Below are 13,875 nucleotides of genomic sequence, written 5' to 3'. Positions count from 1 at the left end.
AGAGTGGAACGCATGAAAGAAAAAACCACAGCCCAGCCGTCCGCCGGCTGGAAGGAGAAATTGAGGGGCTCTGCGGTGGCAAAAGTCTATCTGACCACAGTGCTGCTGTATGTCGTGACCTGTATCTTACAGCCCAACTATTTTTCCGGGAAATATATTTCGGATACTTTGGTGACAGCCTCTTTTCTGGGAGTTCTTGCCATCGGCCAGACCCTGGTAATTTTAACCGGAGGCATTGACCTGTCCATTATCGTAACCTTTAACCTGGCGGCCGTCATCACGACCAGCATGCAAAACGACAATCAGCTGCTTTTGATCGCTGTGCTTCTCGGCGTCAGCATTCTGATCGGTCTGATCAATGGACTGGGCGTTGTGTTTTTAGATGTACCGCCCATCGTCATGACCCTGGCCATGCAGAGTATTCTCTGGAGCGTGGTCTATCTCTACACCAACGGCCTGGCCAATGGGGCGGCTCCGGACTGGCTGCGCTTTTTGTCCACGGAATCCGTCTTCGGCGTCCGGCTGATCCTGATACTCTGGGTCGTGATTGCGGCCGGCATCACCTTTGCCCTGACCAAGACTAATTTTGGACGGAAGCTGTACGCTCTGGGAAACAGCCGCAGCGTAGCTTACTATTCCGGTGTAAACAACAGCGCAGTGCTGATTCTGGTTTATATTTTAAGCGCAGTGTTCGCCTCCCTTGGAGGACTGCTTTTCACCGGTTACCTGGGATATGCCTATATCGGCATGGGAACCCCGTATTTGATGCCGTCCATCGCCGCGGTTGTCATCGGCGGCACCTCGATCCTCGGAGGAAAGGGCAACTATGCCGGAACCGTGGCAGGCGCCATCATCCTTTATATTCTGAACGGCCTGCTGGTCAATCTGGATATGCAGGAAGGCGGCCGGAACATTATCTACGGCGTGATTATTCTGGCTGTGCTGTTCCTCTACGGCCGGGCCAAGAAGGAGGGATAAGGGTGGATCAGGAAAAAAAACGGGTTGTGGATCTGTCCCACATGCACGGAGAGGGGATGGTCTGTGAACCCTACATCGACCGGTATCAGGTGGAATGGCTGGAAAAGGCCGGCGTAGACGGCGGTCTGGCGGATCTGGAGGTGCGCCGCTGCTGCCCCCACACAGGCACCCACATAGACGCGCCGTATCATGCGCTTGCCGATGGGATCACCCTGGAGCAGGTGGATCCGCTGGTGCTCTGCGGCCCGGCTGTTGTGGTACAGCTTGCGGTGCCGGAATATTGGCATGGGATCACGAAAGAGGAGCTTCAGGACTGGGAGAAGGATCACGGGGAGATCCGGCCCGGTGATGCGGTGCTGCTTTTTACCGGGCATGCCGGAAAGTGGGAGAGAGGATACGAGGAGTTTATCGGAAAAGGCTATCCTTATCTGGATCCGGACGCCGCCCATTACCTGGCGGAGAAAAAAATCCGCCTTTTGGGCACCGAGAGCATCAATGTGGACAAAACCGGCATGGAATCCCACCGGATCCTCCTTGGAAACGGCGTGATCATCGTGGAAAATATCTGCCGCCTGGAGCAGATCGGAGCTGACCGCTGCCGGATTTTCGGCACCTTCCCGGCGGTGCGGGGAGCAAGCGGGACATGGGTCCGGCTGCTGGCTTTGGTCTAGCCGGTAGAAAAAGAGACCTGCGGCACTTTTGGAGTTTTGGATTCCAGAAGCGCCGCAGGTCTTTTGATATTTTTTTCAGCAGTACGCCGCACAAGCGCCTGTGCCCTCAGGGATTACATAAAGAGTGAACCCAGAGGATAGCCGACGAAGGCCATCACCAAGATGGCGAGGAGGGCATAGATTCCGCCCCAGACAAACATGGACTTGGCGTCGGTCCATCCGGAGCCGATGGCCACTGTGTTGACGGTACTCTGGCCGGCCGGGGTCATGTTGCATATGCCCGCGCCAAAACCTACCAGGCAGACAATCGGTGCAATACTGATGGTTCCTTCCGGGAGGGCAGTCAGCACAGAGAGCGCGACGGCGCTGACCACCGTGGTGGTCACGATATTCGAGGAAAAGTTGGTCTCAATCACTGCCCAGGCGATGAAGAAGAGAATCAGACCAATGACGGGGAGGCCGTTGGCAATGGGGCTGAGCATGTCGCTGAGCCACACTTTGATTCCGATGGCGTCGTTGGTCAGAACCGAGCCGAGCTGCGTGGCCGCTGCGGTCATTAGGATGCTGGCCCAGAGAACGCCTTTGCTGGAGGCTTCCTTAAAATTCAGAATCCGCTCACCCTTTACCTGAACGAGGAAAAGGATAATGCAGCCCAAAAGCGGAGGCATGGCGGTGGACCATCCGTTGACGGTGGCATAGAGATCCGGCAGGATGTTTTTTACCAGGCTGGGGCCAACCCAAAGGAACACGGTGAGGAACATGGTGGCCAGCACAATTTTCTCCTTGCGGTCCGCGGGAGGCACGGTGCCCCGCAGGGAAAGGGCTTTTTCCGTATTGATTGCGCCGATATCATCCGGGCGGTAGAGAAAACGGAACATCAGGATCGTCAGGACGATCAGGACGATGCCGGTGGGAATACCCATGGCCATGTACTGGAACTGATTCACGTCGTTTCCGGTTGCGGCGGTGTAGTAGCCGATGGCCATGGTGGGCCAGACATGGCCGATGGCGGTCATTCCGGAGGAAAGGCTGATGCAAAAGGCGGTTCCCATCATGATCATATTGCCGGTTTTGCCACCTTTCTTGACGTCAAGCACCTGGAAAATATCCTCCAGGAAGGGCATGAAGGCGACGAACAGAACCGAAGGGGAGATGAACAGTCCCATAAAAGTCACGGCCGCAAAGAGGAAGCAGACAAAGTGCCAGGGGCCTTTGCGCGCGATCCGGTTTGTGATAAAAGAGATGGTGCAGCGGCGCACAAAACTGGTTTGAGACAGGGGATACACCAGCATAAAAGTAAAAATCAGGAAAGCCACCGTCGTATTCCCGAAAGCGCCTTTGAAGGTGTCAGCGAAGGAAAAGCTGGGGAGGAAGCCGAGCATCAAGATGGTAATCATGCTGGGCCAGTCGATGGACACGCCGATCCACATCAGCAGGGAGCCGAAAAAGATTCCGAGGACGGCAAGGCCTTCTGCGGAAAGACTATCGTTTCCGGGGATCAGCCGGAAACCGAACATGACGAGGATGGCGGCAATCAGAAACAGATTGCTCTTTTTATTTTGGGTTAGTTTCGACATGGTTTTTCTCTTCTCCTTTTGTTTTCGCGTGCCGGGCACGCCTGGTTTCCGTAATTCGGGCTAGAAACTGCTTAAAATCCGAAAGTGCAGAGCCTCTTTAGAGAGCTGGAACATCAGCTTTTTCATGGCTGTGTCATTGAGATTCCCCCGGAGAATCAGCTCAAAAGTGACGGTCTGCTGTTCCCGGTCCATTTCCAGCAGCTGCATTTCATCCATGTTGAAGCCGTAATCTCCGATCATGGAGAGAATGGAAGACATGCTGTTGCAGGCATCGGCGCGGGTCAGGCGGATCTTTACGCGGGTGTCCGTGCTGTGGATTTCGATTCCCTCGGCCAAGGGGGAAAAGAGATCGGGGTTCCAGTCGTATAAAAGCCCGTACTGGTATTTGCGGGATACCTCGATGATCTTCCGGACCATAGCCGTGTACTCTTCCACCAGATTCGGATCCACATCCGCGGTCAGGCGGCGGATGATGTCGGCTTCCCGGTCGGCTCGGTAGATGGTGGTCTCACCGGCTTCGTATTTGGTTTTGGCAACCTCATAGGAGGTGGCCATGCGTTTTAGAAACAGCTCTTTGATCTGAGGGTCAATGGCATCGATCTGCCGGCGGATTTCTTCTAATGTCATAATGATCACTCCTAGTATAATAATGGTGCAGTCAACAAGGGCTGCTTTTCGTTCCCTGTTCCCATGGTCTCCGATCGGTTAAATCAAGGCGTTCTGCCGGAGCAGTTCCTCACGGACTTTTTTTATCTCCGCCTCGCCGGTCCGGGCCTTGACGGCGGCGGCCACACCGGCGGCATGTCCGGTGGCAAAACCGGTGCCCATCACCCGGATCGAGGCGAAGGCAACCTCATCGGCGGACACGGCGCGGCCTGCGCCGTAAAGGTTTTCCAGCTGAATGGACCTTAAGGCGGAGAGAGGGATGTCGAAATAGGAACCCTTTTCGACCGGAATATATTCCCCCATTTTATTGGGATCCCGGTGAATCTCCGGCATCCAGCCGCCTCGTGCGACTGCATCCGGCCGTTTTACGGCTCTAACCACGTCCTCGCCGGTCAGGGTGTAAAGTCCTACCATCTTCCGGCCTTCCCGGATTCCCAGGGCGGGGCCGGTGCTGACCAGACGGCAGCGCTCCAGGCCCGGCATGTACTTTCTGAAGGCTTCCACATAGGCGAGGGCTTGCTTTCTGCCGTCCCGTTCCGCATCGGACAAGGTCTTGGCATCCAGATTTTTTAACACAATACTGGGAAGAAGGGCAAAGCCGAAATCTTCTTGGTCCCGGCGGAGGATATAACCTTTCTCCTTGGTTAAGTGTTTCATCCCGTCCGATTTTGCCTTAAGAATTGCCTTTTCAACGGCCGAGGGAGAAATGTCCGCGTCTTTGTCAATCTGGTCAATCCGCGCGGAAAGCGTGGCCACCTGCGTCTGGCCTTGATGATTTCCCCAGACGGTGGGGGCTTGGGAGAGGAAAGCGAGATTGGCGTCCCCGCTGGCATCGACGAAGGCGCCGGCCTCTACCTCGAAACGTCCGGAATCATCGGCGCACTCAATCGAAAGGAGCCGGGTACCCTCCGTTTTGGCCCCGATCACCTGGCAGTGGAAGAGCAGCTCTACGCCAGCTTCTTCCGCGATATCGTCCAGCGCAACCTTTAAATATTCCGGGGAAAATTTGATTGTAAGATTGCCGGACGCAGTGACTCCGTAACGGGTATCCTGTCCCAGACGGGCCAGATGCCCCAGAACCTGGTCGCATACACCGCTCACAACTTTGATTCCGCCGCTGCCGCTGGCATAGACGCCGGCAAAAGCGGTTACCCCTGAGTTGGTGGCTTCTCCCCCCAGATAGGCGGCTCTCTCCAACAGCACGGTTCTGGCGCCTGCCTGGGCTGCCCCCACGGCGGCCGCGATGCCGGCGACACCCCCGCCTACGACAGCGACGTCATAGGAGAATCTTCTAGTCATTCTCTACCTCCTGAAAATCAATACAGATTTTTTTCATATCATGATATTTATAAAAGGATTATAGAAAAGGAATTGCTATTTGTAAAATATTTAGTTATGATAGAATCTATAGATGTCAACTATAGATTGAGCCGGATGTTAACCGGCAGAAGGAGAAGAGATGCACTTACAGCAGCTAAAATATGTTGTAAAGGTCAGCGAGATGGGAAGTTTTTCCCATGCTTCCAAGCTTCTGTATATTTCTCAGCCCACCCTTTCCCAACAGATTGCAAGTTTGGAGGAAGAATTGGGGGTTAAGCTGTTTTTGCGGCATTCCCGGTCGGTCGGTTTGACCGAGGCGGGGCGGGAATATGTCCAGTATGCCCGAAAGATCCTAAACGATTTAGAGGCATTGGAAAATTCGATGAAGAACTATTCCAGCCTCCAGAAAGGGACGCTGACCGTTGGATTATTGTGGATTTTCGGCTATCTTGGCCTGTCGGAGCTGGTCTCCGGTTTTTTAGACGTGTTTCCAAATATTGATCTGAAGGTGAAGGTGAATGGAAGCAGTAAGCTGCTGGAAATGCTGTATCAGAGAGAGGTGGATGTGATTTTTGTGATTGGGTCGGAGGGGCTGGAGCAAAAGTTGGATCTGGTATCCCAGCAGATTATGGAAGACCGGTACGGAGTTATCGTTTCTAAAGAAAATTCTTTGTCGAACCGGGAACAGCTTACTGCCGAGGATTTGGATGGGGAGCGCCTGATCATGCCTTCGCGGGATTCTGCTTTCCGCCCGCAGCTGATGGATCAATTGCAGGCGAAGCGGATTCAGCCCTACATTGTCTGTGAATCGAGCCATAACGATGTAAATATCCAATTAGTCAGCCAGAATCTGGGAATGGCTTTTATGTCCCATAGGCTGGCAAAGGCATCGGACAACGGGAAATTCCGGATTGTCCCTTTTGTCCCGGAGATGAAGCTTAGCATCCACTATGTGGTTTTAAAGAGCATGACGGACTACCCGACGGTCCGCGCCTTCCAACAGTATATGGACGGCAGCGGTCTTCTTCCGGAGTCCGCTACAAGGCGCCCTCATAAATCTTGATCCAAAAGCAGGCGCCGCCTTCCGGCCGGTTTCCTGCCTTGACCGTTCCGTTTTGGGCCTGAAAAATCATTCTCGCCAGAGAAAGCCCGATGCCGAAGCTTTCCTCTCCGGCATCCTTTCCCCGGTAAAACCGTTCAAAGATATGAGGAAGGTCCTCCTTTTGAATGCCGGGGCCGTCGTCGCAGATTTCTAACTCCGTGAACACGGCGGTGCGCCGGGCCGTGACCCAGATATGGCCGCCGGCCGGAGTGTGCTCCATGCAGTTTTTCAAAATATTGCCGACTGCCTCCCGGCACCAAAGAAAATCGCCTGGGAAAACAGCGTCGGGAAGGCAGGAGAGGGAGAGTTCGATCCCCTTTAATTCCATGGGAACCGCCAAGGGTTCCGCTGCCGCGCGGGTCAGCTCCGCCGCATTCACTGGCTTTTTCTCAAACACAATGGTTCCGGCCTCGATTTTGGACATTTTTAAAAGCGTGGTGATCAGCCAGTCGATCCGCTCCAGCAAACGGCGGGAATCCCGAATCAAAGCCTGGCGTTCCTGCTCGGCGCATTCTTCCCTTTGAAGCCTGGCGACGATTAACTGCAAGGCGGTCAGCGGGGTGCGGAGCTGATGAGAGATATCGGCCATGGCTACAGAAAGGCTTTTTTTGTCCTCAGTCAAAATCTCAGCCTGCTCTTTCAGTTTGCCGATCATTTTCTGGAGCTCATCCTGAAGAACGGCAAATTCTCCCTCCTGATATTCGGCGAGGGAGAGGGCCTGTCCGTGGAGGATTCCGTCCAGCGCCTCGGAAAGCTTTGCCATGCGCTGGTAGCGCAGATGGGTGAAAAGGAGAAAAAGTACGGTCAGCGCCGCACAGGCGGCAAGGGTCAGAAAACCGGCGTTTCCGAAGAACCGGAAGGAGAGTGCGGAAGCCGTTGCCGCGGCGGCAAGGCAGAAAACAACAAAAAGTTTCCATTCTTTATTTCTTCTCACGGTGTCTCACCTGCCTTATAGCCGAGTCCGCGGATCGTGTGGAGGATCGTGGGATTTTGGGGATCGTCCTCGATTTTGTCCCGGAGACGTTTGATATAGACCGTCAGTGTGTTGTCGTTGACGTACTCGCCGGAAGCATCCCAGATTTCTTCCAGCAGCCGGTTTCTGGAGAGAACCATTCCTTTGTTGTGGAAAAAGAGAAGGAGCAGCCGGTATTCCAGCGCGGACAGGAACAGTTCCCTTCCGTTTTTGGTCACAGTTCCTTTCAGAAAATCTACCCGCACGCCGCCGATGGTGATGGCGGACTCCGTCTGTCCGTAGCGGCGCAGCACATTGCGGATCCGGGAGATCAGTTCCAGGGGACGAAACGGCTTTGCAATGTAGTCGTCGGCCCCCATGTCAAAACCCGTGACAACGCTCATCTCATCGCCGGAGGCCGTCAGAAAGATCACGGGAACCCGGTGTTTCTTCTTGGCTGCCGCGCAGACCGGATAGCCGCTGCCGTCCTCCAGGGCGATGTCTAAGAGCAGCAGGTCAAAGTTTTCGTTATCTAAAATTTTAAGCGCCTCGGCCTGGCCGGAAACCGCGCGGACCGAGAAGCCCTCTTCCGTGAGGAGAAACGTCAGGTTTTCTACGATGCTTTTGTCGTCTTCTGCCAATAGGATTCGAAACATGGCTGCCTCCTGAAATTGATTTTTGTTATCCTTGCGGGAAGGGTCAGCTTCTCCATTCGATCATTTCATCCACTTTTTTTCTGGGCCTGGCGGCGGGAGCCTCATCGGCATAACCGATTGCCATGGCTGCGGCCAGCCCTTCCGTCTGCAGCCAGCGGCATAATTCCGGCTGGGCAAAGTAGGTGTCGCAGATCCAGAGACTTCCAAGTCCCAGACCGGCGGCTGCCAAAGTCATATTTTCCAGGGCGGCTCCGATGGACTGCACATTGCAGATTTCGGAGACCCGCTCCTCCACGGTCAGAGTTTGGCTCAGGGAAAGCCCCAGCGTATGGATGCAAAAGATCACGGCAGGAGCCTGCCGCATAATCTCCAAGGTGTACGCTGCGCCGCCCAGGTGCCCTGCGCTCTCCGGAAGCAGAGGGGAGATCCGTTCTCGTTCCAGACCTTGCCGGAACACTTCCAACATTTCTTCCTTTGCGTTCCCGGTCACGACCGTGAATTTCCAGGGCTGCCGGTTTTTTGACGACGGCGCCAAGGCGCCGGCTTGAATGATCTCTTTGATCATGGCTTGGGGCACGGGTTTTTCTTTATATTTACGGATGCTGCGTCTCTCTGCGATTTCGGAAATCATGGGATGCCTCCTAAAGGAATGTTGTAATGGAAAAGGTTTTCTTGGAACCGGCCTCAGGCAATCTGCCTTTCTTAGATTCTATTATCTGCCTGGGGAAAAGTCAAATCAAACCGATATCTCCTTTCAACGGTTCGACAAATTGAAAAATTCATAGGCCTGATTTTCCCGGTTGTTCTTGCCAAGGAGAAGCGTTCTATGGTAAGATAAAAGTTACCATTTCATCCCGCCGGAAAGAAACCTTCCGCCGGGCAGCAGAAATGCGCAGGGGAATATGCCGGCCCTGGCTGACAGATTCCGCCGTTTTACGCGCCAAGGCGCGCAGGAACGGTTTGATGGAGAAGGAGGCACGTTTTGGACCTTTTTGACTATATGCGGGAGACAAAAAAGGAAAAAGAGTCGCCGCTGGCATCACGCCTCCGTCCGACAACCTTGGACGAAGTCGTCGGCCAGCGACATATTTTGGGGAAGGACAAGCTGCTTTACCGGGCTATTGCCGCGGACAAGCTGAGCTCCCTGATTTTTTACGGACCGCCCGGAACCGGAAAGACCACCCTGGCGAAAGTGATCGCCAATACGACGAAAGCCAACTTCGAGCAGATCAACGCCACCTCCGCTGGAAAAAAGGATATGGAGGCGGTGATTGCCAAGGCAAAGGATGATCTGGCGATGTACGGCCAGAAGACAATCCTGTTCATCGATGAGATCCACCGTTTTAACAAGGGGCAGCAGGATTACCTGCTTCCGTTTGTCGAGGACGGCACGGTGGTCTTAATCGGAGCCACCACCGAGAATCCGTATTTTGAGGTAAACCGGGCCCTGATTTCCCGGTCCATCATCTTTGAGCTGAAACCACTTGCCGTGGAGGACATCGAGGAGATCCTGCGGCGCGCGGTCTATGATGAGAAAAAGGGAATGGGAGCTTACCACGGTGAGATCGATCCGGATGCTCTGCATTTCCTTGCAGATATCTGCGGCGGGGACGCCCGCTCGGCGTTAAACGCTGTGGAGCTGGCGCTTTTAACGACGCCGCCCTCCGAGGATGGAAAGATACACATCACCACGGCGGTGGCGGAGGAGTGCATACAGAAGCGAAACGTCCGGTACGACAAGGACGGCGACAACCATTACGATATCATTTCCGCTTTTATCAAAAGCATGCGGGGATCCGACCCGGACGCCTCGGTTTACTATCTGGCGCGGATGATCTATGCCGGCGAGGATCCAAAGTTTATCGCCCGCAGAATCATGATCTGCGCGGCGGAGGATGTGGGAATGGCAGACCCCAATGCAATGGTGGTGGCTTCGGCCGCCGCCCAGATCCTGGAGAGGGTCGGTATGCCGGAGGGGCGGATTCCGCTGGCCGAGGCGGCGGTCTATGTGGCTACGGCCCCCAAAAGCAACGCCTCCTACATGGCCATCAATCAAGCCATGAACGCGGTGGAAAACGTGCAGGTAAGCTCTGTCCCGCCGCATTTACAGGATTCCCATTACAGCGGCGCGGCTCAGCTGGGGCGCGGCAAGGGCTACCAGTATGTCCATGACTATCCTGGCCATTATGTGCGGCAGCAGTATCTTCCGGATGAGCTGGCCGGCACGAAATTCTTTGAGCCGGGGGATAATGGGTATGAAAAAGAATTAAAAAAATATATGGAATTCTGTCAGAAACTGTAGTAATATAAAACGGGTAGGTGAGCGGAATTGAAGGAAGGCATCAGCCGCCTGGCGAGGGGAATCGTAGATACGGAAGTTCCCCGTCTGGCACTCTTACAGCCGAATATTGAAGAGGTCATCGCATATGGCCGGATTCATCAAGGCGATATTCGCATCAACAGCGAAAATCGGCTTGCTTTTCGTGGTCTGGTGTATTCCAGCGACCGCAGAGTCGCGTTGAAATCCGGGTTTTTTACCGGGGAGAGCGCGCTGATTTCCTACGATGTGGACGCCAGGCACCTGGAGGAGGGGGAATCCATCAACGGAGCCTTCTTCCTGGTCAGCAACGGCGGCGAATACACGATTCCTTACCGGTTTACCGTACAGGTGGCGGCGGCGTCCCGCTATGGCCAGCTGAAAACCGTGGAACAGTTTGCCCAGATGGTGCAGGCGGAGCCGGATACGGCTTTGCGTCTGTTTGACTCCGATGAATTTGCGCGCCTGCCGTTTTTGCAGGACTTGCCGGCCAGAGCCATGTATGACGGCCTCTGCCGGGGCGGTTCAAGGAGGAATGCACTGGAGGAATTCCTCGTGGCCGTAGGGGCCAAAGAAGGGGTCCGGATTTCTGCGGATTCCACGGCCAGACATTACACCGGCACCGGGGAGGAGCTGATCGACCGGCTGACCATCACCAAAAATACTTGGGGATATTTGGCTTACCGGATCAGCTGCGACGCAGATTTTCTCGTGACGGAAAAAGAAGGGCTGACCGACGCGGATTTCGTCGGCAATACCTGCGAACTGAATTACCGGATTTTGCCGAAAGCCCTGCATACCGGAACGAATTACGGAAAAATTACGATTGCCGGGGTTTATGGAAAGATCGAGCTTCCGGTTGTGGTGGAGGTGGCGTCCGACGGGGCGGAACGGGAGAAGAGAAACCGGTTCCGCCGGCATATGGCCGCCTACATTGAGGCGGATTTGGACCGCCGGGCCGGGCATTACGAGGAAGGGCTGCTGCTAAACCGGATGCAGAGCGCCTTAGATGCGATGGCCGAGATCAAGGCGCCGGATACACAGAGGAAGCTTTGGCAGATTGAGCTTGCCATGTTCCGGGACCGCAAAGAACTGGCCGGCCGGCTTTTGAATGAGCTGCAGCCGGAAGTCCAGAAGCATCGGATTGAGGATGTGGATTCCTACTGCTATTTCCTCTACCTGCAGATGCTTTTGATCGACAGCTGGGAGTTGAAAGAACGGCTCCTGAAGCTTTTAGAAAAATATCAGGAGCGGGGCCAGGGAACCCCGGTCGTCACCATGCTGCAGATGACCATGGACGAGAGCCTGCGGAACCGGCCGGAGGAATCGTTAGAAAGGATGCGCGAGTTTTACCGGAAAGGGCTTCGCAGTCCTTACCTTTATCTGGAGGCCTGCCGGATCTACAATGAAATCCCTGATGTCCTGCGGAGGCTAGATGCGTTTGCCCTGCAATCCCTTTGGTTCGGCGCAAAGCATGAGTATCTGAATGAAAAAGCGGCGGCCCATGTGGCGGATCTGTCCGTCTCGGAGACCGGTTTCCGGCCGGAACTGTACCGGGTGTTGAAGGCTTTTTATGAGAATCACCCCTCCGAGGCTCTGCTTCATGCGATCTGTTCGATTTTGATCCGGGGAAATCAGAGGAAAAAAGAGTTTTTCCCGTGGTTTGCCAAGGGCGTGGAGGCCGACGTAAGGCTGACCCGCCTCTATGACTATTACTTGTATACGTTGCCGGAGGACTTTGAGGGCCCGCTGCCCCAGGTCGTCCTGCTGTACTATTCTTACAACAGTCCGTCGGACGTGCCTTCGAAGCTGCGCCTTTACCGGAATGTGATGGAGAATTTCGAGCCTGACAGCCTGATGTCCAGAGCCTATGAACGGCAGATCCAGCAGTTTACGCTGGAGCAGCTGTTGGCCGGGAGTGTGGACGGCTCTCTGGCTGTGATGTACCGGAAACAGTTGTTTCCGGAGATGGTGGATGAGAAGATGGCCCGGATTTTGCCGGACGTCCTAAAAACCTGCCGGATCGCTGTGGACAATCCGAACCTGCGCCATGTGGTCGTGGTGTACGGGGAGCTGAAAGAAGAGAAGATGGTGCCGGTCCGGGACGGCGCGGCCTATGTTCCGGTCTACTCCGACGGCTGCCGTCTGCTGTTCGCCGACGCCTACAGCAGCCGCTATGCCGGGGTGCCTTTTACCTGCACGCCGCTTTTTGATGACAGCGGCGAATTATTGGCCCGGTGCCGCGCGATCTATCCGAATCATCCGATGTTAAAACTGGCCCGCTGCAATGAGCTTTTGGAGACGGCGGAAAATGACGAGGACGGAGCTTCCCTGCTTCAGGAGGAGCTGGAGGTGCCCGGCGTCCACCCGCTGTACCAGAAAAAACTGACGGCCGGGATTATCCGCTATTTTTCCCACAAGGACACGGAGAGCGGGGATGAGCTCTTGGCCTGTGTGAAAAATCCTTTTGTCAGCCGAGAGGACCGGATTCACCTGATCGAGGTTTTGATTGACCGGGAGTATCTGGCCGAGGCCTTAGGCCTGATCCGGACATATGGCTATGAACAAATTCAGGTTCCGCTGCTGTTAAAGCTGTGCAGCAGGACCATTCAGAATACCTCTTATCAGAACGAAGAATTTTTGCTGGAACTTTCCTATTACCTGTTTCAGCGCGGACAGGCGAATGACACGGTCCTGTCTTATCTTTGTCTCTATTACAATGGACTCAGCCGGGATATGTTGGTGCTTCTGCGCCGCGGGGCGAGCCAGCGGGTGGAGACCGGAGATTTGCCGGAGCGGCTTTTGGCTCAAAAGCTTTTTACCGGCGAGCGCGGGCATCTGGACGATGTGTTCCAGATGTACCTGAAAAAGGGACCGACGGATAAACTGTTGGTCAACGCCTATTTTGTGGTGAAGTGCTATGGCTATTTCATGAAGGAAGATAAGGTGGAGGAAGAAGTTTTCCGCCATATCCGAGATATCGTGAAGAGCGAACTGTTAGCCGGCAGCGTGCCGGTGATCTGTCTGCTTGCCATGACCAAATATTTTTCCGGCCAGCCGGAGCTTTCCGACGAAGACCGGACTCTTGGCCAGGAGATGGTGACCCGTCTCTACCACCGGGGAATGGTATTCCCGTACTTTAAGAAGCTGGGCCGGATGTTTTCTCTGCCGGATGAGCTGATGGACAAGACCATTCTGGAATACCGGGGAAATCCGGATGCCGTGGTGGAGATTTTATACCGCATTCTCCCCGACGGGGAGGAAAATCCCATGGTGCGTGCCGAGATGGCCCAGTGTTATCAGGGGATATTCGTCAAATCTATCTTGCTGTTTTCCGGGGATATCTTGGAATATGAGATTTGGGTGACGGCCGGCGGAAGCCGAGAGTTGGCGGAGCGCGGAAAACGTAAGGCAGACATGCCGATGGCCGGGGCCAACCGGTTCCAGGAGCTGAACCGCTTAGTGGAAGGCTGCGCCGATCCGACGCATGAAGAGTGGCAGAAGGCTGTGTTAGGCTACGCCGAAAAAGAGGCGCTGATCGATACGTTATTTACCACAATATAAAAAGGAATATTACATAGGAATCCAAAAGGAATTTCCGATGTAATAGAAAAGCAGCAAGATTTGCAGTGAGAT

At 54.6% G+C, this 13,875-nt stretch carries 11 protein-coding genes; 5 read left to right on the top strand and 6 right to left on the bottom strand.

What is annotated here, in order from left to right:
* The first annotated feature begins 12 nt into the window (after positions 1 to 12).
* Positions 13 to 978, top strand: coding sequence for an ABC transporter permease (locus MUB23_RS16605; RefSeq protein ID WP_244801868.1), 966 nt, complete (start codon positions 13 to 15; stop codon positions 976 to 978).
* Between the two features lie 2 nt (positions 979 to 980).
* Entirely contained in the window at positions 981 to 1,649 is a 669-nt protein-coding gene (locus MUB23_RS16600) for a cyclase family protein (protein ID WP_244801867.1), read from the top strand.
* A 113-nt stretch (positions 1,650 to 1,762) separates the two neighbouring features.
* On the opposite strand, the gene MUB23_RS16595 is transcribed toward MUB23_RS16600, so the two are convergent.
* The 3 genes from MUB23_RS16595 to MUB23_RS16585 form a co-directional block, all read right to left on the bottom strand.
* Complete coding sequence (locus MUB23_RS16595) at positions 1,763 to 3,226, bottom strand: SLC13 family permease (RefSeq protein WP_244801866.1); 1,464 nt, start codon at positions 3,224 to 3,226, stop codon at positions 1,763 to 1,765.
* 60 nt (positions 3,227 to 3,286) lie between these two features.
* Entirely contained in the window at positions 3,287 to 3,853 is a 567-nt protein-coding gene (locus MUB23_RS16590; RefSeq protein ID WP_244801865.1) for a chorismate mutase, read from the bottom strand.
* A gap of 78 nt (positions 3,854 to 3,931) precedes the next feature.
* On the bottom strand, positions 3,932 to 5,191 hold the full coding sequence (locus MUB23_RS16585; RefSeq protein ID WP_244801864.1) for an FAD-dependent oxidoreductase: 1,260 nt from the start codon (positions 5,189 to 5,191) through the stop codon (positions 3,932 to 3,934).
* A gap of 160 nt (positions 5,192 to 5,351) precedes the next feature.
* Here MUB23_RS16585 and MUB23_RS16580 point away from each other — a divergent pair, with 160 nt between their 5' ends.
* Positions 5,352 to 6,275 (top strand): LysR family transcriptional regulator, encoded by a 924-nt coding sequence (locus tag MUB23_RS16580; protein ID WP_244801863.1) that lies wholly within the window; start codon positions 5,352 to 5,354, stop codon positions 6,273 to 6,275.
* Here the strand turns inward: MUB23_RS16580 and MUB23_RS16575 are convergent.
* From MUB23_RS16575 to MUB23_RS16565, 3 genes are read right to left on the bottom strand one after another with little or no spacing between them, the layout of a single operon-like run.
* Complete coding sequence (locus MUB23_RS16575) at positions 6,250 to 7,248, bottom strand: sensor histidine kinase (protein ID WP_244801862.1); 999 nt, start codon at positions 7,246 to 7,248, stop codon at positions 6,250 to 6,252. The two genes, MUB23_RS16580 and MUB23_RS16575, sit on opposite strands and share 26 nt — an antisense overlap.
* Entirely contained in the window at positions 7,245 to 7,922 is a 678-nt protein-coding gene (locus MUB23_RS16570; protein WP_244801861.1) for a response regulator transcription factor, read from the bottom strand. Before MUB23_RS16570 ends, MUB23_RS16575 begins: the two co-directional genes overlap by 4 nt.
* A 43-nt stretch (positions 7,923 to 7,965) precedes the next feature.
* Positions 7,966 to 8,553, bottom strand: coding sequence for a nitroreductase family protein (locus MUB23_RS16565; protein WP_244801860.1), 588 nt, complete (start codon positions 8,551 to 8,553; stop codon positions 7,966 to 7,968).
* A gap of 351 nt (positions 8,554 to 8,904) precedes the next feature.
* Here MUB23_RS16565 and MUB23_RS16560 point away from each other — a divergent pair, with 351 nt between their 5' ends.
* The gene (locus MUB23_RS16560; protein ID WP_244801859.1) at positions 8,905 to 10,224 is read left to right on the top strand and encodes a replication-associated recombination protein A; all 1,320 of its coding nucleotides are present in this window, start codon (positions 8,905 to 8,907) and stop codon (positions 10,222 to 10,224) included.
* 27 nt (positions 10,225 to 10,251) lie between these two features.
* Positions 10,252 to 13,803, top strand: coding sequence for a DUF5717 family protein (locus MUB23_RS16555; RefSeq protein ID WP_244801858.1), 3,552 nt, complete (start codon positions 10,252 to 10,254; stop codon positions 13,801 to 13,803).
* Positions 13,804 to 13,875: the final 72 nt, after the last annotated feature.

The organism is Cuneatibacter sp. NSJ-177 (genome assembly GCF_022867805.1).
Classification (GTDB): Bacteria; Bacillota; Clostridia; order Lachnospirales; family Lachnospiraceae; genus Pseudolachnospira.
This window is presented reverse-complemented; position numbering and strand designations above follow the sequence as displayed.